This is a genomic window from Roseburia rectibacter, from assembly GCF_014287515.2.
GTDB classification, from domain to species: domain Bacteria; phylum Bacillota; class Clostridia; order Lachnospirales; family Lachnospiraceae; genus Roseburia; species Roseburia rectibacter.
The window spans coordinates 2,186,162-2,209,775 of sequence record NZ_CP092473.1; the positions used below are offsets into that span (position 1 = coordinate 2,186,162).

At 39.9% G+C, this 23,614-nt stretch carries 18 protein-coding genes; 4 read left to right on the forward strand and 14 right to left on the reverse strand.

The features are described from left to right. Positions 1 to 38: 38 nt before the first annotated feature. The 3 genes from nadC to nadA all read right to left on the reverse strand — a co-directional run bounded on the left by nadC (position 39) and on the right by nadA (position 3,082). Complete coding sequence (nadC, locus tag H8S51_RS10410) at positions 39 to 923, reverse strand: carboxylating nicotinate-nucleotide diphosphorylase (RefSeq protein ID WP_186898914.1); 885 nt, start codon at positions 921 to 923, stop codon at positions 39 to 41. Then, complete coding sequence (locus H8S51_RS10415) at positions 892 to 2,112, reverse strand: L-aspartate oxidase (protein WP_186898752.1); 1,221 nt, start codon at positions 2,110 to 2,112, stop codon at positions 892 to 894. Before H8S51_RS10415 ends, nadC begins: the two co-directional genes overlap by 32 nt. 61 nt (positions 2,113 to 2,173) lie before the next feature. Continuing rightward, on the reverse strand, positions 2,174 to 3,082 hold the full coding sequence (gene nadA / locus H8S51_RS10420; protein WP_118208826.1) for a quinolinate synthase NadA: 909 nt from the start codon (positions 3,080 to 3,082) through the stop codon (positions 2,174 to 2,176). A gap of 255 nt (positions 3,083 to 3,337) precedes the next feature. Here nadA and H8S51_RS10425 point away from each other — a divergent pair, with 255 nt between their 5' ends. Continuing rightward, positions 3,338 to 3,772, forward strand: coding sequence for a hypothetical protein (locus H8S51_RS10425; protein ID WP_241070677.1), 435 nt, complete (start codon positions 3,338 to 3,340; stop codon positions 3,770 to 3,772). Between the two features lie 55 nt (positions 3,773 to 3,827). Here the strand turns inward: H8S51_RS10425 and H8S51_RS10430 are convergent, their stop codons facing one another. The 6 genes from H8S51_RS10430 to H8S51_RS10455 form a co-directional block, all read right to left on the reverse strand. After that, positions 3,828 to 4,061 (reverse strand): HPr family phosphocarrier protein, encoded by a 234-nt coding sequence (locus tag H8S51_RS10430; RefSeq protein ID WP_241070678.1) that lies wholly within the window; start codon positions 4,059 to 4,061, stop codon positions 3,828 to 3,830. A 66-nt stretch (positions 4,062 to 4,127) separates the two neighbouring features. Next, the gene (gene pepF, locus H8S51_RS10435) at positions 4,128 to 5,930 is read right to left on the reverse strand and encodes an oligoendopeptidase F (protein WP_117922188.1); all 1,803 of its coding nucleotides are present in this window, start codon (positions 5,928 to 5,930) and stop codon (positions 4,128 to 4,130) included. A gap of 100 nt (positions 5,931 to 6,030) precedes the next feature. Next, positions 6,031 to 9,873 (reverse strand): InlB B-repeat-containing protein, encoded by a 3,843-nt coding sequence (locus tag H8S51_RS10440; RefSeq protein ID WP_118208824.1) that lies wholly within the window; start codon positions 9,871 to 9,873, stop codon positions 6,031 to 6,033. Between the two features lie 168 nt (positions 9,874 to 10,041). After that, positions 10,042 to 11,658: an Ig-like domain-containing protein gene (locus tag H8S51_RS10445; RefSeq protein ID WP_186898751.1), complete on the reverse strand. Its 1,617-nt coding sequence runs from the start codon at positions 11,656 to 11,658 to the stop codon at positions 10,042 to 10,044. A gap of 809 nt (positions 11,659 to 12,467) precedes the next feature. Further along, the gene (locus H8S51_RS10450; protein ID WP_186898750.1) at positions 12,468 to 13,214 is read right to left on the reverse strand and encodes a hypothetical protein; all 747 of its coding nucleotides are present in this window, start codon (positions 13,212 to 13,214) and stop codon (positions 12,468 to 12,470) included. A gap of 62 nt (positions 13,215 to 13,276) precedes the next feature. Next, a complete protein-coding gene (locus H8S51_RS10455) occupies positions 13,277 to 14,026 on the reverse strand; it encodes a P-loop NTPase family protein (protein ID WP_241070679.1) in 750 nt (249 codons plus the stop codon). Between the two features lie 317 nt (positions 14,027 to 14,343). Between H8S51_RS10455 and H8S51_RS10460 the strand changes: the two genes are divergently transcribed. Then, positions 14,344 to 16,140 carry an Rqc2 family fibronectin-binding protein gene (locus H8S51_RS10460; RefSeq protein ID WP_186898748.1) on the forward strand — a complete coding sequence of 599 codons (1,797 nt, stop codon included), beginning with the start codon at positions 14,344 to 14,346 and terminating at the stop codon, positions 16,138 to 16,140. A gap of 121 nt (positions 16,141 to 16,261) precedes the next feature. Here H8S51_RS10460 and H8S51_RS10465 read toward each other — a convergent pair whose 3' ends face one another. Both H8S51_RS10465 and H8S51_RS10470 read right to left on the reverse strand, forming a co-directional pair. Continuing rightward, a complete protein-coding gene (locus tag H8S51_RS10465) occupies positions 16,262 to 17,119 on the reverse strand; it encodes a CPBP family intramembrane glutamic endopeptidase (protein WP_186898747.1) in 858 nt (285 codons plus the stop codon). A gap of 40 nt (positions 17,120 to 17,159) precedes the next feature. Then, the gene (locus H8S51_RS10470; protein ID WP_118208819.1) at positions 17,160 to 18,287 is read right to left on the reverse strand and encodes a glycoside hydrolase family 88/105 protein; all 1,128 of its coding nucleotides are present in this window, start codon (positions 18,285 to 18,287) and stop codon (positions 17,160 to 17,162) included. A gap of 385 nt (positions 18,288 to 18,672) precedes the next feature. Between H8S51_RS10470 and H8S51_RS10475 the strand changes: the two genes are divergently transcribed. Then, the gene (locus H8S51_RS10475) at positions 18,673 to 18,879 is read left to right on the forward strand and encodes an alpha/beta-type small acid-soluble spore protein (RefSeq protein WP_117921873.1); all 207 of its coding nucleotides are present in this window, start codon (positions 18,673 to 18,675) and stop codon (positions 18,877 to 18,879) included. Positions 18,880 to 19,054: 175 nt separating this feature from the next. Here H8S51_RS10475 and recG read toward each other — a convergent pair whose 3' ends face one another. Genes recG through H8S51_RS10490 form a run of 3 tightly spaced genes read right to left on the reverse strand, consistent with a single transcriptional unit; the run spans position 19,055 to position 23,197 of the window. Further along, entirely contained in the window at positions 19,055 to 21,112 is a 2,058-nt protein-coding gene (gene recG, locus H8S51_RS10480; protein WP_186898746.1) for an ATP-dependent DNA helicase RecG, read from the reverse strand. Positions 21,113 to 21,125: 13 nt separating this feature from the next. After that, the gene (locus H8S51_RS10485) at positions 21,126 to 22,823 is read right to left on the reverse strand and encodes a DAK2 domain-containing protein (RefSeq protein ID WP_055193700.1); all 1,698 of its coding nucleotides are present in this window, start codon (positions 22,821 to 22,823) and stop codon (positions 21,126 to 21,128) included. A 14-nt stretch (positions 22,824 to 22,837) separates the two neighbouring features. Next, positions 22,838 to 23,197, reverse strand: coding sequence for an Asp23/Gls24 family envelope stress response protein (locus H8S51_RS10490; protein WP_015560583.1), 360 nt, complete (start codon positions 23,195 to 23,197; stop codon positions 22,838 to 22,840). A gap of 206 nt (positions 23,198 to 23,403) precedes the next feature. Here H8S51_RS10490 and rpmB point away from each other — a divergent pair, with 206 nt between their 5' ends. Beyond that, positions 23,404 to 23,589, forward strand: coding sequence for a 50S ribosomal protein L28 (gene rpmB, locus H8S51_RS10495; protein ID WP_006856028.1), 186 nt, complete (start codon positions 23,404 to 23,406; stop codon positions 23,587 to 23,589). The last annotated feature ends 25 nt before the right edge of the window (positions 23,590 to 23,614 follow it).

Below are 23,614 nucleotides of genomic sequence, written 5' to 3' on the forward strand. Positions count from 1 at the left end.
CCACTTATTTTAGCTGAATCTGTTTATTTTTACAAGCGTTACTGAAGGGAATCTGTTACTTTCAAATGTTTCAGACTGACATCTAAGATTGGTGCAGAATGTGTCAGTGCACCACTGGAAACATAATCAACGCCAAGCTCTGTGATCGTCCTGATATTTTCTTTTGTGATATTTCCGGAACACTCTGTCTTTGCCCTTCCAGCAATCAGACGGATTGCCTCCGCCATCTGTTCCGGTGTCATATTATCAAGCATAATGATGTCTGCACCAGCTTCCACAGCTTCTTTTACCATATCAAGATTTTCTGTTTCCACCTCAATCTTACGGACAAACGGTGCATAGGCTTTTGCCGCAAGAACTGCCTCTTTTACACCTCCTGCCGCGTCAATATGATTATCTTTTAACAGCACACCGTCAGACAAATTGTAGCGATGATTCTGTCCACCACCCACGCAGACCGCATATTTTTCAAAAATACGCATACATGGTGTGGTCTTTCTTGTATCAAGCAGTGTTGTACTGCTGCCTTCTAATAACTGAGCAACCTCACGTGTATATGTTGCAATACCACTCAGACGCTGTAAATAATTAAGGGCTGTACGTTCTCCAGATAAAAGCACACGTACATCTCCCTTTACCGTTGCAAGAAGCTGTCCCTTTTTAACAGCATCACCGTCTTTTACCTCAGTACCATCCTGTTTTTTTGCCCATATCACTTTTGTAGAGGCATCTAACATGGTAAATACACGCTCAAATACCGGAAGTCCTGCGATCACTCCATCCTGTTTGCAGATCAGTTCCACTTCTCCGGCTTTATATTCCGGCATTACTGCGTTAGTGGATACATCCTCACTGTGAATATCTTCCTCTAAGGCAAGACGGATATATTTGTCAGCAACAAGCTGCATGGTAATTGGATTCAAATTCATGATCTTTATTTCCTTTCTCTTCGTTTTGTATTTTTATTGCTGCACGTTTTGCAAATACAAGGCTTTCTAACAGACTGTTGCTTGCAAGACGGTTCTTTCCATGAACACCATTGCAGCTTGTTTCCCCGGCTGCGTAAAGATGCGGCATTGTAGTCATGGAATCACGGTCCACATGAACACCACCCATAAAATAATGCTGTGCCGGTACGATCGGTGCCGGTTCTTTCAACAGATCATAGCCTTCTTCTAAACAGCGCTCATATATGTGTGGAAAATGTTTTAAAATAATTTCTTTTGGAACATGTGCAAATGAAATCCATTCATGTTCCACCCCTTCTTTTTTCATCTCTTCCTGAATCGCTTTGGTCACAACATCACGCGGCAAAAGTTCATTAACAAAACGTTCTCCTTTGTGATTGAGCAGAATCGCTCCCTCTCCCCTTGCTGATTCCGAGATCAGAAAACTTCTTCCGGGTTTTTTGCTGTAAAGACAGGTCGGGTGGATCTGTACATAGTCCATGTGTTCAAGTTCCACACCATGTTTTTCGGCAATCCGGCATGCATCGCCGGTCAGGATTGGAAAATTAGTGGAATGTTCATAAAGTCCGCCAATTCCTCCCGTCGCCATGATCGTGTTGTTGGCATGGATATGTAGTGTCTCGCCTTCTTTTGTTTCTGCAGCCATACCGGTACATTTTCCACCATCCACCAAAATATCTGTCATTGTCGTATATTCTAAAATGGTTACATTAGAACATTTTTTTACATGCGATAAAAGTGTCGTCGTAATTTCTTTTCCGGTAATATCCTCGTGAAAACAAATTCTTGGTCTTGAGTGTGCTCCCTCTCTGGTATATGCAAGGCTGCCATCCGGATTCTTTGCAAACCGTACACCAAAATTCAGCAGATCATTGATCACATCCCTGCTGGAACGTATCATGATATCAACGCTCTCTTTCCGGTTTTCATAATGCCCTGCCCGCATGGTATCTTCAAAATACGAATCGTAATCCTCTTCATCCCGTAATACACAGATTCCTCCCTGTGCCAGCATGGAATCACAGCTTTCTAAGTCTTCTTTTGAAAGCATAAGAACACTCATTTCTTCTGGCAGATTTAAAGCTGCATAAAGTCCTGCCACACCACATCCTGCAATTACCACGTCGTAATACAGATTTCTCATATCTGACCTCATTTCTGTGCTGCCACCTGATATAATTTATATTTTACAGCACACATTACTTTTATTTTCCTGCAAGTTCTAACATTCTCGCCAGTGCATTTTTTGCTGCTTTTTCCGTTTCCGGTTTCGCATGGATTTCATTCTCTCCCGTTTTTAAAACATGAAGCACTTTTTCAGGCGTGATTTTTTTCATATTCACACAGGTCGGTATCGTCTCCGGGAAATAAAATTCTGCATCCGGTCTGCGCTCTTTTAATTTTGTAAGAACTCCACACTCCGTACCAATGATAAATTCTTTGTCACTGCTCTCACCGGCGAAATTGATAATTCCGCTTGTGGAACCGATAAAATCTGCAATCTCAATAATTTTACGGTTACATTCCGGATGAACCAGAACTTTTGCATCCGGGTGCTCTGCCTTTAAGTCAAGCAATTCCTCTGCCTGCATAAATTCATGCACAATGCAGAATCCCTCGTTGTAAATAAATTCTTTTTCCGGTACTGCTGCTGCAACAAAATGAGCCAGATTCCGGTCCGGAATGAATAAAATATGTTTGTTCGGCAGATTTTTTACGATCTTTACCGCATTTGCGGAGGTCACACATACATCAGACCATGATTTAATCTCCTGTGTTGAATTGATATAACACACAACTGCCAGATCCTCATACTGGTTTCTCGCCGCTTCGACAGTTTCTTTTGTCACCATATGTGCCATCGGACAATCTGCAGCAAGATCCGGCATCAATACCGTTTTATCCGGATTTAATAGTTTTGCGCTCTCGCCCATAAATGTCACTCCGCAGAGTACAATTGTTTTATTATCAAGTTCTGTTGCCTTTTTACTCAGAAAATAAGAATCTCCGATATAATCAGCAAGCGCCTGTACCTCCGGTCTTACATAATAATGTGCTAAGATCACGGCATCTCTTTTCTTTTTCCACTCTTCTAATTCTTCTAAACTAATCATATACCCTCTTAACTCTCTTTCAAAAATCTTATTTTGCCCATCAATCCCAGATTTTTACTGAAACTTTTCGTAGTATATCACTTATCATTACATATGACAAGACACATGTTTGAAATTATGTAAAGTTTTTTTACAGAAAACAATCAATCATTCTGAATCCATACATAATCCAGACTGTTTTGCAGCATATTAAGCAATAGAATGTATGACCCACATTCGGTTACTGCAAAAAAATATGAAAAAGAGGTATTATATATGTTAAACGGAGATACCATAAAGTTACTGCGTGAATGTGATGCCGGCACAAAAATGGCAGTTTATTCCATGGATGAGATCTGTGATAAAATCTCAGATACAGATTTCAAAAATGTTGTCACAGCATCCAGGCAGAAACATGAACGTCTTGGTAATGAAATCCATACACAATTAGAAAAATTCGATGATTCCGCCAAAGAACCGAACGTATTTGTAAAAGGAATGTCCTGGCTGAAAACAAATGCCAAATTAGCTGTCGAGGAAAGCGATGCTGTGTGTGCCGATCTGTTAACCGAAGGATGTAACATGGGTGTCAAATCACTCTGCCGTTATTACAACCAGTACGCAGCTGCAGACGAACAGGCACAAGGATTCTGCAAGGAACTGATCCATCTGGAAGAAAATCTCGCCAAAGAAATACGAAGTTATCTATAGGCAGACAAATCAAAAAAGACAATAACAACCTTTTGGATTGTTACTGTCTTTTTTGTTATCTGCCTTTTACAACAAATTCCTGAATTTCTTCCATAACCATATCATCTTCTTCATGTATCGTCAGAGTCAGTGGCTTTGACAGATCCATTGTGCAGACGCCGATAATAGATTTTCCATCCACAATATATCTGCCTTTTGCAAGATCAAATGTTCCCTTATGACTGCTTAGAATATGACATAGTTTCTTTGCTTTTTCCGGTGCATCGATCAATACTTCTATCTGCTTCAAAACAAAATCCTCCTGTTTTTATTCTTGTATAGATATAGTATTCCACAATTTTCCACCGGTTATTCATTATTCAGCAAGCAATGCTTCAATCTCATCAAGCACTTCTCCAAACACATCAAGTGCTTCCTGGATCGGCTTTGGTGTTTCAAGATTAACGCCTGCAATTTTAAGGAGTTCTACCGGAGAGGCAGAACATCCGCCTGACAAAAATTTCTTATAACGCTCTACAGCAGGTGCTCCCTCTTTTAAGATTCCATGTGCCAGTGCAACCGCGGAAGAAAATCCCGTTGCATACTGATATACATAAAAATTATAATAAAAATGAGGGATTCTTGCCCACTCATAGGCAATCTCAGGATCTGATACCATATCCGGTCCAAAATATTTGCAATTCAGGTCATAATACAGTTTATTTAATGTCTCAGCAGTCAGGCTTTCTCCCTCTTCTGCCATCTTATTACTTAACATTTCATACTCTGCAAACATTGTCTGACGGTAAACAGTTCCTTTGAAGCTGTCAAGATAATGGTTGAGCAGATAAGCACGCTCTTTTTTATCTGTCGTATTTTTCAGAAGATATTCCATTAAAAGTACTTCGTTACATGTAGATGCCACTTCCGCAACGAAAATCTTATACTGGGAATAAATATATGGCTGCGCTTCGTTTGAATAGTAGGAGTGCATTGCATGTCCCATCTCATGTGCAAGTGTAAACATGTTATCAAGCGTATCATTGTGATTTAACAATACATATGGATGTCCGCCATATGCGCCTGCAGAATAAGCCCCGCTTCTCTTTCCCTCATTCTCATAAACATCGATCCAGCGGCTTTCAAATCCTTCTTTTACCTTTGCAACATATTCTTCGCCGAGTGGTGCTAATGCCTTTAAAACAGTCTCTTTTGCCTCTTCAAAAGAAATCTTCTTTGCTGCATCTGCAATCATTGGTGTATACACATCATACATATGAAGTTCATCTACACCGAGACATTTTTTACGAAGACGTACATAACGGTGCATTTTGTCCATATTTTTATTGATAGTATCGATCAGATTATAATACACAGACGGAGAAACATTGTTTGCATCCACTGCTGCTTCCAATGTTGAAGCATAATGTCTTGCATTTGCATAAAAAATCTGCTGTTTTACCTGTCCATTATATAATGCAGCAAGTGTATTAGCATACTGTTTATATACACCGTAAAAACCTTCAAATGCGTCTTTGCGCACGCGGCGGTCTGCAGACTCTTCAAACGGCACAAAATTACCGTGGGACAGTCTTACTGTATCACCCTCTTCATCTTTGATCTCCGGGAATACAAAATCAGCATTGTTGATAATAGAATATACCTGTCCGGATGTCTCTGCCATATCCCCTGTCATCGCCACCAGCTTTTCCATCTCCGCAGAAAGCGTATGTGCTTTGGTACGCTCAATCTCTTCAATCTGCTTCCGGTAAAGTTCCAGTTCCGGCAGTTCTTTATAATATCCTTCTAATACATTTTCATCCATTGTAAGAATCTCCGGGACAATAAATGCTGTGCGGCTCGACACTTTTGTCATCATGGAATACATTTTCTGAGACATTGCCTGATGCGCAGTATTTTTCTGATCCTCATCAAACAGTCTCTCTGCATATTCAAAATCATAATCCAGTTTTTCTCCTGCTTTTGCTGCATTTTCCAATACAAACAGCAGATTTTTTGCAGATGCAGCTACCTTGCCTTCCATTTTCCCAATCTCATCCAGGATCTTATCAATCTCCGTTAAATCTTTTTTCCAATCCTCATCGGATGCATACATATCTTTTAAATTCCATGTATATTCTTCTTTTACTTCACTTCGTTTTAATAATTTTTTTGCCATTGTAAACCTCCAGATTTTTACTGCCAGAAAATAATTCCAACACTCTTTAATTTACGCTCTGCAAAAGAAATTGTAAAGAAAAATATTGATGTTTTTTTATCTATTGTTTATTCGGTGCAAGGAACAGCTCGTAGAAGTTATTCAATGCATCCGGTTCTCTGCTGTTTCCGATTCCATGGTCTTCCACATATTTTTTTATCTCTTTGATGGTTTCTTTTGATAATACATAGGTTTCAACCGGGGTATCATTATCCATATTATTTAATGCTGATTCCAGTGCCGCACGGTATTCCGGATCGACTTTCCAGATAGAATTATCTTCAAGTCCTCCCTCTTCATACGGCTTATGATAATATTTGCTGTTGATGAAACGGGTAACTCCGGTCAGATCCATCTGTGTGATCTTCTTCGGTGTTGTATCAGTTACATACACCATGATCTGTTTCACATAAGTATTTCCTGTATGGTCAACTACAGTCAGATTTTCCGATGTGGCAAAATCATGCTGCAGGTTTGTAAACTCACCTGCCTGATAGTCCGGGATCGTAAAGGATGTGAAAACCTCCGGATCACTTGGAGCCGGGTTTGTTCCCGGTAAAATCGGGCTTCCATCCTCACGGTCGGTCGCTGTTGCATGGCTTAAAATCTCTTCTTCCGTGATAAATCCGCTCTGTGCCTGTTCTAAAGTGTAATACAGATCCTGCGCCTGAATCCACGGACAATCATCCCATACAGCATAAAGTGTGATCTCTCCACCATCTTCTGCTACAAGGTTCCGAACGATATCCCCGGCTTTCCACTTCGGGATAAAGGTATCTTTGCCATCTTCCAACGCCCATCCCATAAAAATGGATGCATATACCTTTTTCTTTGGTGCTTCGGCTTTCTTATCTTCCTCCACTTCATCCAGTCCGTCTGCTTCTTTTGCGTCTTTTAAAGCATCGATATCGACTGCATCATCTTCTGTCCTTTTTTCCAGCATAGCATCTCCGTTAAGATCTGTTTCATCTGCAGCGTCTGTATCATCAGAATCTGCTTCTGTTTCTGCAGCTTCATCAGAATTATCTTCCATGCCTGATTCATCCATATCGTCCGCGGATTTCGATACATCTTTGGTTTCAGCATCTTCAATTTCAGTATCTTCACTTTCAGCATCTTCGCTTTCAATGTCTTCACTTTCGGCATCATTGTTTTCGGTATCGTCACTTTCAGTATCTTCCTCTTCATATCCTGCCATCATGGCTTTTGGAATTGCCCCGGAAATGACACCATCTGTCACGTTTTGTCCATCCAGTGTATACTTCACATAGGCAGCTGTTCCATCTGCATTCCATACATCCGGCAGTGTCACATCGGTATCATACGTGGTTTCGATATCGTCGATATGTCCGGCTCCGCCGTTTGGATCAAAATGGATCGTATATCTATTTGCTTCTGCATTGGCTGTCATCGTGACATTTCCGGCCGGCATTGTGAATGTAAATTTCTTTGTATCCACGGTCTGATCTCCACCGGAACCTCCGGTATAATTACCAGTCCAGTTCAGCCAGTGATAGCCTTCTTTTACATTGGCATCAATCGTTACGCTCTGGCCGTAACGGTACGGTCCTGCTCCGATCGTTTTTTCTATGCCTATCCCAGCATTTAAGGTCACATTATAAAGGTGTCTTTCATAATAATAATCAATGACCATCTTTCCATCCGCAGTGACTGCTTTCGTCTGTGTTTTCGGACTGTCAAATCCGGTATATGTCTTTACTGCAGGCGTTACTTTGCTTCCGATCTGTGCTTTCTTTGTCTCTGTCTCGGCAAGCTCGTAATTTTTATCATCATGTGTGGAAGCAATGCCCGTTGTTTTCTGTTTCCAGTGACGAACGGTATAAACAGCTTCATCTAACACTCCGGTAAGAGTTAAGGTCATGTTATAAGCAGGCATGCTTCTCTCATAGGCATAGGTTTTATCATTCACATAATCAGATGTAACCTTAAAGTTTGTCGAAACACCAGTCTTTTCATTGAGATCCGTCCACATGCTGAACACGTAGCCGGTATTAAAGGTCGGTGTGGAAACAATGTTTGCATTACACGGCAATTCATACGATGTCATGTAATAATCACCAGATACCGTGCTGCTACTGTTTACTGTGCCACCGGCACCAGTGATCGCCGTCCCATTATTAAATACCTGTGTTACAGCTTTATTGACCGTGGTTTTGTCGATCTTGACAGTAAGTACATAGATCGGAACTCCGACTGATTCTTTCGTTAATATGTCATCAATGGTAGTACCAGTTGCAACATTTTGTGATCTCAAATCACCGGACAGCCTAGATCCATTCTTAAACTCTTCCACTCCGGAATTTTTCTCATATGTACAGTCGATGCTGTAACTGATATAACTGCCTCTGCTTGGGTTTTTAAATTTACTTTCTTTATAATCTGTTCCATAATTTCCCTGTGTATCAACCGCAAAGGTTACCGTATGATTTTTCGCATTCCATGTACCGGTGATTGTGGTTGTTTTATCCGCTTCCTTGTTGTAAACAGTGAGTTTTGGTTTGGTATTGGTCGGAGTCAGTGCTTTATCTAATGTGACTACCAGTTTTCCATTGTAATAACCTGTTTTTGTCTGCAGGGTTTTATTGGTGATCTTCTGTGAAACGTTAACTGTGGTAGGACTCTTTACCGTTGTGACCTGATTTCCTTCTGCAAAGTTATCCGAGATATCTATCGCAATACCTGTCACAAACATGGTAACCCATTTGGTAAAATCTCCGGTATTGGTCTGCAAAGTATAATACTGATTTGCATAGGCAGGCTGTGTACTTTCCTTTTTAATTGTAAAATCGACCAGATCTCCTCTTGTTGTCGTCGCTTTACTGTACAGTGCATTTCCATTGATCGATAAATACGGACTTACATCTTTTGACAGTCCGAAAATCTTTTTGTTTTTATCAAACTTTTCAGACGCTTTCTGTGCATACAGGTTCATTTTGGTAAATTTGGAATTACTATTAGTGCTCTCCACAAAAATCATCAGATATTGTCCGGTCAAAGGCACTTTATCATTTGCCTTGTATGCCTTTGATCTCACACTTGTAACCATTCCGGTTTTAATGTCTTTCTCTACCCATTCTCCATTATGCTTTGAAACATCATCAATATTAAAATCCGCGGACATTCTAAGACGCACTGCCCTCATCGGAACTGACATATCACAGTTTTCCACAATGATCAGCTGCCATCCACCGGCGCCCTCGCCACCGCCGATATGCTCATAATACGGAATGTTGAATACCGAATACGTTCCATAGATCTTGCTGCTTTTATTAATGATATCCGTCACATCCGCATACATGTTTACGAAGGTGTACTGTTGCCTCACTCCTTCCTCTTTGTTTTGGTTTTTATAATCAATTGACCTGTTATCATAAGTTGCATACTGTGCCTTTATCAGTTTTGCCGTTCCATCCGGCAGTACAAAAGCGATTTCTGATTTTGCAAGTGCTTTCGCATCTGTGTCCGATCTTTTGATACTTGTCCTTGCCTGCCATACCAGATATGCTGCACGGATCGTCCCATCCGCACCTTCTGACTTTGTCAGCTTTGCAGACCGGTTGTTTTTGATCTTCTTTCCGATCACTGAATTATCTGCATTTTTCAAAACATTTTCCGCAGCTTTATACTGGTCTTTTTTACTATCATAGGTATTATAATTCGTAACGATATCATAAGCCCATGTATCATAGTTCGTATTTCCGGTATAGTTAATATTCAGCCGCCCATACAGCGGGGTTTCTTTTCCAGCTTGTGAATCTGTCATATAGACATTTCCTGCTTCTTCTACCGTGATCGCTTTCACACTCTGTGGAATCATGGTGGCCAGAAACATTACTGCGCAGAGCAGTAAAAATCTGCTTAGTTTCAATATTTTTTCTTTCATAGATCTCCTTTCGACTTTTCGTCCTGTGTATTTATATTTTCATTTTGAAAATACCGTGGTAAATAAAAAATGAACTGCAAGGTAATCAGAGATTCCAAGCAGTTCATTTTTTCGACTATCAAAATTAATTTTGATAGTTTTCATACTTATTCAATTTTCCTTGCTGTTTTAAAGTTTGGTTACCCAGCCATCCTTTTCCCTAGCTTCATCTATGCCTCTTCCTGTTCTACAACCTGTAACATACTTACTAAAAGAAGTCGGTTTATCGCTGACAGTCACTTTCCAGGAATAACTCCAACGTCCATCCGCTGTTTTTAAAGTAATAACAGCTGATCCTTTCCCAATAACCTCAAGACGATCATCTTCCGTTACTCTTAATACATTTTTATTACTACTGGTCATGATAATCTTATTATTGCTTGTAATAGCATCTGCTGAATCACTTGATGCTGCAACTTTTTTATCTGCTGAGAAAAATTCTGTTGAAACAGGCAAAGTGCTGTTTTCAATCGTTCCATCCTCATGTTTCTTTACATAGTACTTGATATTATCGTACCTATCAAATCCCACTGCCAGTACCATGTCATTTTTCTTGACAGTTACATTATAAGCAGCTTTGACTTTCTTATTGGCTTTGGATGTAACTGTGATCGTTGCGTTTCCTACCTTTTTCGGTGTAACAAAACCGGTAGAAGAAACGGCTGCGACACTTGTGTTGCTGGACTTATAGGAAACAGCACTGTTATTTACACCGGTGATCCGTTTTACCTTGATCTGCGCCTGTCCGTATTTTTCTTTCTGTACTAAAAGCTGTTCTCCAATAAACTGATCCATGCTCTCGTGATCTTCGGTATAAAATTCAAGGCTGTGTGCATCACCACAATGATTATAAATCTTATGGAAAGATTTTTCCGGGTACAAAACCACGTTATCTTCTTCGAGGACGATCTTACCTTTTCCTTTTTCGGAATAGTCCGTGTCAATCATATCCGCCGTTTTTACTGTTACCTTAAACACAGCTTTTACTTTCTTGTTGATTAGGGAAGTTACAGTGATTGTAGCTGTACCAGCTTTCTTTCCGGTTACTTTTCCTTTGGATGATACCGTTGCAATTTTCTTGTCACTGGAAGAAAAGGTAAGGTTCTTATTGCTGAGACCTTTAAACGATTTTACCTTGATCGTGGTTGTATTTCCAACAATGATACTCTCTTTGCTCTTTTTTAAAGTGATCTTTGCTTTCTGCTTTCCTTTGCTTACCGTCAGACTCAGTGTTCCTTTTACTTTGGAATCATAAATGGATGTCACAGTGATCTTACATTTTCCTTTTTTCTTTACTGTCACAACACCCTTTGCATTTACTGTTGCAATGCTGGTGTTCGAGGATTTGTATTTCAGTTCACCGGATTTGATACCGTCTTTACTGTTTTTTGATCCTACTACCACTCCATTTTTAAACATGGCAACCGGGATGATCGTGAACTTCTCTCCTGCATAAACAGTTTTCTTTTTTATGCAGTGATAATGTCTGTATGTAGAAATATTGCAACAATGTTCCTGCGTTTTATGCCATTTGGCATCATCCGATGTTGCAAACACGATCTGATTCTTTGGCTGATCCTCTCCAAAGTAATCAATGTATGTTGCCTGCTTTGCCGATACTTCCTCCGGCTGCGGTACTACGATGCTGCTGATGCACATGATAAGTGCCAGCGTGAGCACGACTGCTTTTTTCCATCCTGCCACCTTTGCGGTGTTCATTCCTTTCCGGTTTCTTCTTTCTCTCATAACTTCGATTCTCCTTTATCTTTTATTTTTGATTCTTTTACCTTATGACGTTGACAAATAAAATGGAAACTTCTATAATATACCTATCAAGACAGCCGGGTGATAAGCAAATACCTATCTGCTCCGGCATATATAAATCTTTAGTTACATAAAATAACCGTCAGATCTTGCGAGGAGCTGGACGGTTATTTTTTTGTCTTATCATGGGTATCATTTCTGACACTTCTGACAAGCGTTATGATGGTACATATCATAATAACAAATGTGAACAAGTCACTATATGTAACCATGCTACCACCCCTTTCTCCGAATCTCGGAGCAGATCTAAGTGGTAAAGCCGTCCTTTCGGCTGCCTTGAAAAGTATACTATATTGGATTTCCTGTTTTTATTATAAACGTAATGCTATGGAAAAGCAACTCCTCTGATCGAATCTCTTCTTAATTTAATTGTCAAAGTACGGTGTGTGAATAAAGCCATTGTTTCACTTAAATGCGTCAGGAATATTCTTAAAGATATCTGTAATGAAATAAAAAAGACTGTTACGGATATGCCATCTTTATTAATAAAAAGCTGACATATAGAATATCCAGATTAAAACTGATATTTCATTTCTTCATATGTAAATTTAGTATAACAAATTTTTTACATAAAAAAAGACATTTTCATTTATTTAATTTTATTTTTATATTTGTAATTTATTTTTAATTAAAATATACAAATTCAAATTGTCCTGTTCCCGCAATAATAAAAATGAGTGCAAGCATGTTGACACACTTGCACTCATTGATATTTTATATCAGTTTAAATTTTATTTTATAGTTGTAACCTTCACAGTATGCTGCTTCTCAAGATGAGAACAATCACAAAACTTATAATCTTTTTTATTAAATGTGATCTTCTGTGTCGTTACGCCCGAAAATTTTATATCATCCACATATATATAGCCGCTGCTCTTTGAACAGACTCCTGTAATAGCAACCCCTTGTATAATGTTGTATTTGGTTTTTGTATTGATCTTTGACTCCTTTTCATCTTTAGAAACAACATTCCTCAGCGGCATATTGTTAACTGTAATCATATAATATTTTCCTGATTTTTTGCAGCTTTCCAGTTTCCCGGCTTTAATATTTCTGTCAGTTACTGAATCATACAATTCCACTTGTATTTTTTTACCATCTTTGATCAATATCACCGGATATCTTGAAGAGATAGTACCGGCATATTTACCATTTTTACTGTTTTCAAGATCAATCCCTGTATTTACATAAACACGATCCCAATTCTTTTTTAGGGCTGATGCCGGAACATACACCTTAACCGAAAGTTTCATATTTTTCTTTATTTTTGATGCTTTTTTATAGCCAATCCCAAGATAGTAACTATTATTTTCCCACGCCTCTTCTGATTTATCTCCGTTAAATGTAACCTTTATGCAAAGCGCCTTATTTGCAGCAGCAAATGTCTCTGCCGACGGAATAGCTGCAAACACACCGATCAAAAGTGCCATTACCAGTACTTTTGCCATTACCACAATACTCTGTTTGTGTTTTACCATACACAAATTCTCCTGTCCTTATTCTCCCGGTTTTAACATTTTTTTACTTTACAGATTAGCTATTATTTAATGGTTGTAACCTTTAAAGAATAATTTTTATCCAAATGCCATCCACTGTACCATTTATAGTCTTTTTTATTAAATGTAATCTTCTGCGTAGTCACTCCTGAAATCTTTAAATCATCCACATATACATATCCGCTGGTCTTTGAGCAGGTACCTGTGACACTGATCCCCTGCCCCAGGTTATATTTCGTTTTTGTGTTAATTTTCGATGTCTGTTCATCCTTATAAACAACATTTTCCAGCGGCATATCATTGATCGTGATCACATAATATTTTCCAGATTTTTTATAGCTGGCTGTTTTCCCAGGTTTACACTCTTTTTCCTTCGCCGGATCCCACAGTGCAACACGCATTTTTTTGCCATCTTTGATCAGCATTACCGTATATTTTGTACGGATATCCCCAACATAATTACCGTTTTTACTATTTTCCAGACCTATCCACGCATCCACATGTACGGTATCTCCATTCTTTTTTAAGGTTGCTGCCGGAACATACGCTTTTGCAGACATTTTCATATTTTTCTTTATTTTTGAAGCTTTTTTGTAACCTGCCTGCATAACATAATTGTTATTCATCCACGCTGCATCAGATTCTTTATCTCCATTGAATACAACTTTTGAACGAAGAGCCTTATTTGCGGCTGCAAATGTCTGCTCTGACGGAACAGATGCAAATACACCGATCAGCAATGCTAACACCAGCACTCTTGCCATTAACACAATACTTTTTTTCTGTTTTACCATACGCAAATCCTCCATTTCTCATTCTCCCAATTTCACGCACTGCACCTCATCTTCAAATACAATATCTGCCAATGAAAATAATTACTATCCAGACATGTAAATTATCAAAATCATCGTTATTTTTGATTATTTCATCTGTTTTCTGACCTTTTTGACAAGTTATTGTATTCAAATGAATTTATGCAATATTTATATATGTTTCATCATAATGTGTCAACAAATAAACATCCCAACAGCGTTGTTTTTATGCTAAAAATCCGTTATAATATCATTCTGCGGGAAATCCGCGGAAACACATTCCGAAAGGAGATTTAAAAATGGCTTTTGATGGATTAGTAATATCCAATCTTGTATATGAACTGAATCAGACAATTTTAAATGCGAAAATCAGCAAAATTGCACAGCCGGAAAATGACGAACTTCTTTTTACCTTAAAAGGAAGCAACGGACAGTTCCGCCTTGCCATGTCAGCAAGTGCTTCCCTGCCTTTTCTGTATCTGACAGAAACAAACAAACCCAGTCCACTGACGGCACCAAATTTTTGTATGCTGTTGCGCAAACATATCGCAAACGGACGGATCATAAAAATTTATCAGCCTCACATGGAACGTATCATTCATTTTGATATCGAACACCTCGATGAAATGGGTGATCTGTGCCAGAAAACACTGATCGTAGAGTTGATGGGAAAACACAGCAACATTATTTTCTGTAACTCCGACGGCATGATCATTGACAGTATCAAACATGTATCCTCCATGATGAGTTCTGTGCGTGAAGTCCTTCCGGGACGGGCTTACTGTATTCCTGCGACACAGGAAGATAAATTAAATCCACTTGAAGTTACGGAAGAAGTTTTCATGGAATCCGTCATGAAAAAACCTGTTTCCATCACAAAGGCAATTTATGGCTCTTTCACCGGAATCAGTCCTGTGATCGCAAATGAAATCTGTTACCGTGCCTCGATTGATGGAGATATGCCAGTAGATTCATTGGATGCAGACGGCAAAAAACATCTGTTCCATAACTTTTCATGGATGATGGATGATGTCAGAAATCACAATTACTGTCCAAACATCATCATGCGCGGACGGGAACCGATCGATTTTTCCTGTTTCCGCCTGTCAGAATATGTCCACACTACATCCGACAAAAAAATCATGCAGAACACAGACATTTCTGACACAGATGGCTATACTATGACAGAATATGATTCGATCTCCAAAGTACTTGAAGAATACTACGCTTCAAGAAATATTTACACACGCATCCGACAAAAATCTGTCGATCTGCGTAAAATCGTATCAACTGCATTAGAACGTAACCGGAAAAAATACCAGCTCCAGCAAAAGCAGTTAAAAGACACCGAAAAACGTGATAAATATAAAGTATACGGTGAGCTCATCCACACATACGGCTACGGTTTAGAGGAAGGTGCCAGACAGCTTGAAGCAGTCAATTATTATACAAACGAAAACGTTACGATTCCTCTTGATCCGACTTTAGATGCCAAAGCAAATGCGCAAAAATATTTTGATAAATACGGGAAGTTAAAACGTACTTATGAGGCACTTACCGATCTGATCCAAGAGACAAAGTCTGAAATTGAACATTTAGAGAGTATTGCCACCTCTTTAGATATTGCCCTGACTGAGGATGATCTGGTGCAGATCAAAGAAGAACTGGTAGAATATGGATATATCAAACGGAAACGCACCGATAAAAAAGCAAAGATCAAAAGCAAACCTTTTCATTACATTTCTTCGGACGGTTATCATATATATGTCGGGAAAAATAATTATCAGAATGAAGAACTGACATTTAAATTTGCAACCGGAAACGACTGGTGGTTTCATGCCAAAGGAATGCCAGGTTCCCATGTTATCGTAAAAACAAACAACGAAACAGACCTGCCAGACCGCATGTTTGAAGAAGCCGGAAAACTTGCCGGTTACTATTCAAGCGGCAGGGACAGTGATAAGATTGAGATCGATTATCTTCAGAAAAAAAATGTAAAAAAGCCAAACGGAAGTGCTCCGGGTTTTGTGGTGTATTACACTAATTTTTCGCTGACGGTACATCCTGATATTTCTAATCTGACGCTGGTGGAATAAAACAATAACCAGCCCTCCAAAACAACTATGAATCAGTGTTATAAAATGATAAAAATCGCAGCCGTGGATTTATAAGACCACGACTGCGATTTTTCTGTCTAAAATTATATTTTAAAATAAGTTATGCTTCTTTCTTTTTACTGAGTAATAATAATGCGATGACAGCAAAAAGCAGATACGCTGCTATGGAAATAACAGAAGACTCCACACCGAATTCTCCACCCGTCAGCAGAAAAGAATCTGTATCAAGCACATAATTATACCAGGCTGTACCATCCACCGCAGAGCCGATATAGATCAATCCTCCGATCATCAGACAATTCCAGACTCCATGCATGAGTGCAGAATACCAGATTGTTCCGGTATAACAGGTCACAAGGGAGAACAAAATGCCAACCAGACTTCCTGCTATCACAACCTGGATCATTCCAGAAATACTCATCCCCTCTTCGATATGCAGACATCCAAACAGAACGGATGGAACGATCACTGCAATTTTCCGGTTCCACGCATATTCTACCGAACTCATAATAACTCCACGGAATACTGTCTCTTCCACGATTCCGGTTGCCAGCCCTAAATATGCCACGCTTCCGGCGACAAGCCGTTTTATCGTTTCCGGTTCCATGGACGATTGCTGCCATGTTCCTGCAAATAACTGATATACTAAGATCACCAGCAACGGCATTGTAAAAGCAGCGATGATCCAAAATGGATGCAGATCCGGCTTCCCAACCTTAAAATCTGTCACTGGTATTTTCAACATCTTCTTGCATATCAGCCAGACTCCGCCAAGCACCAGTCCTGCATATAAAATTCCGGTAAAAATATTCCCGGTCACTGCTGACATTCCGCCTGCCACCAGCATATTTCCGATCAACAGTGCCAGAAGCTGTGAAAATGCCAATAAGCAAAGTGCAAGGATACTTACCCCAACTGCTTTTGTTCCACTAAATTTTGTTTGATTATTACCTCTCATATCTGCTCCTTTTTCCTTTACCGGCAAATAATTTTTTATTTTACTTCTCTAAACGCTTCATCTCTGTATATGCAAGTAAAAATGGACCGACACCTTTTGCGTCATCTTTTACAACCGGCTCGGACATATAATAATCAAATGTTCCGGAACGGCGGTTTGCTCCGCCTAATCCTGCAACCAGACAGATACCATCTAAATGAAGCTCTCCGTTTTCATCTTCCGATAAATATTTATCACAAATACCGTGAAATGCCCTCTCACCATAAACACGGTAACTTTCCGGCAAAAATCCAAGACGTACACCCTTAAGCAGTGCATATGCCATGATCGAGCTTCCGCTTGTCTCAAGATAATTACGATCCATTCCACCGACATTTACGACCTGATACCACATGCCACTCTCATCCTGATATTTTAACATGGAATCCATCAGATCCACAAAGATCTGTTTCATTTTTTCATATGGTTCGCCGACAGACGCATCTGCTTTATCCAAAGTATCAAGCAAAGCCATGGAATACCATCCCAATGCACGAAGCCAGAAATTCTGGCTGAGACCGGTTACTTTATCACACCAGAACATTTCTCTTGAGGAATCATACGCATGATAGTAAAGTCCAGTCTTTGGGTCACGCATGTGCTCTGCCACATTAAAAAACTGTGAAAAAATATCGTCATAATTTTTTTTGTCATTGAAACGGGTCTCATACTCCATATAAAATGGCTGGCACATATAGAGTCCGTCTAACCATACCTGATTCGGATAAATGTTTTTATGCCAGAAATTTCCTTCTTTTGTACGAGGCATTTTCTTGATCTGGCTATATACAAGGTCGATCGCTTTACGGTATTTTTCTTTTCCTGTCAGATCATAAAGTTCAAATAATGTCTTTCCGGCATTGACATTGTCAATATTCAGCTCTTCCACGGAATATCCTTCAATCGAACCATCCTCCATAACTTTACAGTCAATAAAATGATCTGCAAATGAAAAATATTTTTCGTCTTTTGTGATGGCATACATCTCTAAAATTGCCTTGATCATACAGCCATCAATATAATTCCAGGTTGACTTTTTCCCCTGCAGAATTTTTTCGATGTTCCAGATCGGGCGATCCGGTGTGCTTTTCTCTAAAAGTTCATCAATGTATTTTTCAATCTTATCCATACTGTTTTTCTCCTTCTCCTGTGCATTTTGCCAGCCTGCATTACGAATTTCTGACACAACCACGTTACCTTTATCATAGCTTATATGATCCGGTTTGTAAATAAATATTTGTAAGCGCTTACAAATATTTATTTACAAAACATAAAACAGATATCTTATGCGTTTTTCAAAACGGATATTACTTGCTTTTCTGACAAAAAATACATGTTTATCTGACATCATATTTCATATACTATCACTGAACAAAACAAAACGCGATCAAAACACCGCAGCAAAACACAAACGCCGCGGAACATATGATCAGCGCGGCGTTTGTTCAGACTTTAATACAAAGGATACTTTGAAACAAATGATGTATCACAACACACCAAAGGAGGAAACTATTATGGCAAGTCGTTCATCTAACAGAGCAGCAGTTCCTGAAGCAAAAAGTGCATTAGACCGTTTCAAATATGAGGTAGCAAGCGAGATCGGCGTACCTTTAAAGGACGGTTACAATGGAGACCTTACTTCCAGACAGAACGGTTCTGTCGGCGGTTATATGGTTAAGAAAATGATCGAGGCACAGGAGAAACAGATGTCAGGCAAGTAATCATCTGCCAGCTAAGATTTATCGTCCGCTAAAATCATAATTTTGTCAGGAGCTATATGTCACCAGGAATTATGATTCCAGCCCAAAAAACGGGATGCTTTCCATAACGGAAGCTCCCGTTTTTTATGTTTTTATATTCTGCCTCTAAATAAAATCCATTATAAACAGATCTCTGTCATAAATTTAATCTGCTCTTTTGATCCTCGAAGAAAATCTCCAGATAATGCTGCAGATTGACATTTTCTTCGCCACAAAGTTCCGGGTCTGCGGCAAGCAGATCCTGCACTTCCTCTGATGCCTGTTGTAACACGGCTGCATCCTGATAAATATCTGCCAGCAAAAACTGCATCTCTCCAGACTGGCGGATGCCAAAAAAATCTCCCGGACCACGTAATTTCAGGTCTTCACTTGCAATTTTAAATCCATCATTAGATTTATTTAAAATATCAAGCCGTTTCATCGAATTTTTACTGTCTGAGGCGTTGACCATAATACAGTAAGACTGGGCGTCACCTCTTCCGACACGTCCTCTTAACTGATGGAGCTGTGCAAGTCCAAAACGTTCTGCATTCTCGATCATCATGACCGTAGCATTCGGCACATTGACGCCAACCTCAACAACTGTCGTGGAAACAAGCACCTGAATCTCATTTTTTACAAATTGATCCATAATCTTATTTTTCTGGTCTGCTTTCATCTGTCCGTGTAAAACACCGATCACAATGTCTTCCGGCAGTTCTTCCCGCAGACGTTTTGCATAATCGGTAACGTTCTCCGCTTCCATATTTTCACTTTCTTCCACCAGCGGACAGATCACATATGCCTGATGTCCCGCGCGTATCTCATGCTCGATAAAAGCATATGCTTTCGGGCGGTATCGCCGGTCAACTACACAGTTTTTGATTGGAAGTCTTTTTGCCGGAACTTCATCAATGACAGAAATATCCAGATCCCCATAGATAATGATCGCCAAAGTACGTGGAATCGGTGTTGCACTCATGACAAGTACATGCGGTTCTGTTCCTTTTCCTGCAAATGTTTCACGCTGCCGTACTCCAAAACGATGCTGTTCGTCCGTGATCACAAGTGCCAGATTCTGATAAATTGCTTTCTCCTGTATCAGTGCATGTGTCCCGATGATCATAGCATTCGGATATACCTCTAATGCTTCATAAGCGCGGCGTTTCTGTTTTGCCGTCATGGAACCGGTCAAAAGCACGATAGGAATATGAAGTCCAAACTGTTCACACATATTCTGATAAGACTCATAATGCTGTCTTGCAAGTACTTCCGTCGGCGCCATGATCGCAGACTGGTATCCATTGTGTGCTGTATCAGCCATCGCAAGGAACGCAACGATCGTTTTACCGGAGCCTACGTCTCCCTGGATCAGACGCTGCATGACCGTCTCGGAACGCATATCACGTTTCACATCCGCAAGTGCTTTTTTCTGTGCATTGGTAAGCTCATAAGGAAGTTTTTCTATCAACTCATTTGTAAAATCATCCTCAGTAAAAACAAACTCATTTTTCTCTTTGACATGCTTTTCCTTCTGATACTGCATGCTTAATATAAAAAGGAAAAATTCATCAAACACAAGGCGTCTTCTCGCTGTAATGAGTGTATCCATATCATCCGGAAAATGAATCTGCCGTATGGCGTAATTATACTCACAAAGCCCATATTTTTCGCGGATCGCGCATGGAAGATAATCCATAAACAACTGTTCGTCTCCAAGTGCCGCCCGCACTGTTTTCGTGACAAGATTATTGGAAAGTCCGTTGGTCAGCGTGTATACAGGCAGAAATACCTGTTCCATGGATGCATACTGTTCTTCTGTAAACAAGGCTGCCTGCTCCATGACAAGTCTTCCGTTCTTTTTATTAACTTTTCCATAAAATATGTAGGTGTTGCCGGCTTTTAAATTATTTTTCATATAAGGCATCCGGTACCATACCAGTTCTAAGGAAACTCCCATCTCACTGATCGTCGTAACCGTGATCTGCATAGTACGCACTTTTCGCACTACCGGTGTTCTTGTGATCCGTCCAAGAACCGCTGCCTGTTCTCCGTCTGACACCTCATCCACATGCTTCGCCTGCGGGTACTGTATATATGTCCGGGGATAATGAAGGAGTATATCACCTACGGTGTATACTCCTATCTTATGAAATAATTCTTCTGTTTTAGCGCCAACACCCTTAATATCTCTTAAAGGGGAATTGCGGTCCATTTTTACTCCATTCTTATTCTACAGAAATGACATAATAGTAGATTGGCTGTCCGCCGTAATGCACTTCGATCTCGACATCCGGGAATGCCTCTCCAATCTTCTCGCCAAGTGCATTTGCATCTTCTTCTTTCGTATCCTCACCATAATAAATGCTGACAATCGCAGAATCTTCATCCACAAGCTGTTTCATCATATCCATGACTGTCGGTTCTAAATTCTGTCCTACGGAAAGAATACCGGAATCGCCGATACCCATAAAATCATCCTGTTTGATCTCTTTATCATCGATCACTGTGTCACGGACTGCATAAGTAACCTGACCTGTCTTGACCGTGGAAATCTCAGCACTCATACGCTGTTCATTGTCTTCCGGTGTACTGTCCGGAATGAAATTGATCAGAGCAGTGATACCCTGTGGAATCGTCTTAGTCGGGATAACAATGATCTTTTTGTCCTCTACTAAAGATGCTGCCTGATTTGCTGCAAGGATAATATTTTTATTGTTCGGCAAAATAAATACCGTCTTTGCATTTACTTTTTCAATGGCATTTAACATATCCTCAGTACTCGGGTTCATAGTCTGACCACCCTCGATGATATAATCAACACCGAGTCCCTTAAAGATCTCATTGATTCCCTCTCCGATGCTGACGGATATAAATCCCATCTCTTTTGGAGGCTCTGCCGGTTTTTCCTCTTTTTCTTCCGGAATACCTGCTGACTGCATCTCTTTTTCTTTCAGGGCAGAAATCTTTTCATCACGCTCTAACTTCATATTTTCAATGATGATTGTAGTCAGAGAGCCATAGGTCAGTCCTCTCTGCATCGCAAGTCCCGGATCGTTGGTATGTACATGTACCTTTACGATCTCATCATCTGCGACAACAACAATGGAATCACCTATCGTCTCCAGATAAGACTTAAACTCATTCTCCTGCTGCAGTGTGATCGGCGTATCAAGCATAATAAGGAACTGTGTACAATATGCAAATTTGATCTCCTGATTTGCCTGTGCTTCAATATTGTAGGATGTTCCTGTACTTTCCGGTGCCTTTTTCACCGCCTGGGTTTCCTCGATGGTGTAATCCACTTCTTTGCCGAGCAGTGCATCCATTGCACCTTTCATAACCTGCATCAGACCCTGTCCGCCGGAATCCACAACTCCCGCCTGTTTTAAAACAGGAAGCATCTCCGGTGTGAGATCTAACACGCGGTCACCTTCCTTGATGACTTCTTCACAGAAATATACCAGATCTTCTGTATCATCACAAAGTTCTAACGCACGGTCAGACATGCCTTTTGCCACAGTCAGGATTGTTCCCTCTTTTGGCTTCATAACAGCTTTGTATGCTGTCTCAACGGCCTTCTGGAAAGAATCTGATAAAATCTGTACGTTGATCTCATCATATTCCGCGATCACCTTTGTAAAACCACGGAACAACTGTGAAAGAATAACACCGGAGTTACCTCTCGCTCCTCTTAAAGAACCGGATGAAATAGCTTTTGCCAATGCTTTCATCTCTGGTTTTTCCAAAGCACTTACCTCTCTTGCCGCTGACATGATCGTCATTGACATATTTGTACCGGTATCACCATCCGGAACCGGGAATACGTTCAGCTCGTTGATCCATTCTTTCTTTGCATCCAGATTCTTTGCTCCGGCAAGAAACATCTTCGCCACAAGCTCAGTATTTATCGTAGTGATTTCCACCTTCTATGTCCTCCTTAATCAATTACACGCACGCCTTCAACGTAAATGTTAATTTTTTTGATTTCCAGTCCGGTAAACTCTTCTACTTTATATCTTACCGTCTCTATTAAATTATCGGAAACCGTACTGATGCTGACGCCGTAGGATACGATCACGTGAAAATCGATCGTAATCTTATTATCCTCGTCAATCGCTACATTAATACCATGTGTCAAATAATCTTTTTTCAGTAACTTCACCAGACCATCTTTCATGTTAACTGCAGCCATACCTACGATTCCAAAGCACTCTACAGCTACAGATCCTGCATAGGTTGCAATCACTTCCGGGTCTATTGAAACTCTTCCCAACTGGGTATCCATATGTCCATTCATATACGTTCCTGCTCCTTTCAAAGCCATATTAACGCTAGTTTATTGTCTATTATAACCGCTTTTTACCAAAATTCCTAGTCCTGTTTACTATTTTTAATATTTTTTTTAAAATTTACTTGCAATATAAAAATGAATCTGTTAGAATAAACATGTTGTGAGTCTGATAGTACAGGCAGACTTAGTGAATTACAAGGAGGTGCAAAACTATGGCAAAATGTGCAGTTTGTGGAAAGGGCGCTCATTTCGGAAATAATGTCAGCCATTCTCATAGAAGATCAAATAGAATGTGGAAATCAAACATCAAGCGTGTGAGCTGTAAAGTAAACGGAACACCTAAGAAATTATATGTATGTGCTTCCTGTTTGAAATCCGGCAAAGTTGAAAGAGCTTAATTGAACAGTAAAAAAGCTGTCATAT

Excerpts from the sequence above, each read along its gene's own strand:
- rpmB (WP_006856028.1), top strand. The coding sequence starts at position 23,404 with ATGGCAAAATGTGCAGTTTGTGGAAAGGGCGCTCATTTCGGAAATAAT.
- H8S51_RS10425 (WP_241070677.1), top strand. The coding sequence starts at position 3,338 with ATGTTAAACGGAGATACCATAAAGTTACTGCGTGAATGTGATGCCGGC.
- H8S51_RS10440 (WP_118208824.1), bottom strand. The coding sequence starts at position 9,873 with ATGAAAGAAAAAATATTGAAACTAAGCAGATTTTTACTGCTCTGCGCA.
- H8S51_RS10415 (WP_186898752.1), bottom strand. The coding sequence starts at position 2,112 with ATGAGAAATCTGTATTACGACGTGGTAATTGCAGGATGTGGTGTGGCA.
- H8S51_RS10450 (WP_186898750.1), bottom strand. The coding sequence starts at position 13,214 with ATGGTAAAACACAAACAGAGTATTGTGGTAATGGCAAAAGTACTGGTA.
- H8S51_RS10445 (WP_186898751.1), bottom strand. The coding sequence starts at position 11,658 with ATGAGAGAAAGAAGAAACCGGAAAGGAATGAACACCGCAAAGGTGGCA.
- H8S51_RS10470 (WP_118208819.1), bottom strand. The coding sequence starts at position 18,287 with ATGGATAAGATTGAAAAATACATTGATGAACTTTTAGAGAAAAGCACA.
- pepF (WP_117922188.1), bottom strand. The coding sequence starts at position 5,930 with ATGGCAAAAAAATTATTAAAACGAAGTGAAGTAAAAGAAGAATATACA.
- H8S51_RS10475 (WP_117921873.1), top strand. The coding sequence starts at position 18,673 with ATGGCAAGTCGTTCATCTAACAGAGCAGCAGTTCCTGAAGCAAAAAGT.
- recG (WP_186898746.1), bottom strand. The coding sequence starts at position 21,112 with ATGGACCGCAATTCCCCTTTAAGAGATATTAAGGGTGTTGGCGCTAAA.
- H8S51_RS10455 (WP_241070679.1), bottom strand. The coding sequence starts at position 14,026 with ATGGTAAAACAGAAAAAAAGTATTGTGTTAATGGCAAGAGTGCTGGTG.
- nadA (WP_118208826.1), bottom strand. The coding sequence starts at position 3,082 with ATGATTAGTTTAGAAGAATTAGAAGAGTGGAAAAAGAAAAGAGATGCC.
- H8S51_RS10460 (WP_186898748.1), top strand. The coding sequence starts at position 14,344 with ATGGCTTTTGATGGATTAGTAATATCCAATCTTGTATATGAACTGAAT.
- H8S51_RS10465 (WP_186898747.1), bottom strand. The coding sequence starts at position 17,119 with ATGAGAGGTAATAATCAAACAAAATTTAGTGGAACAAAAGCAGTTGGG.
- H8S51_RS10490 (WP_015560583.1), bottom strand. The coding sequence starts at position 23,197 with ATGAATGGACATATGGATACCCAGTTGGGAAGAGTTTCAATAGACCCG.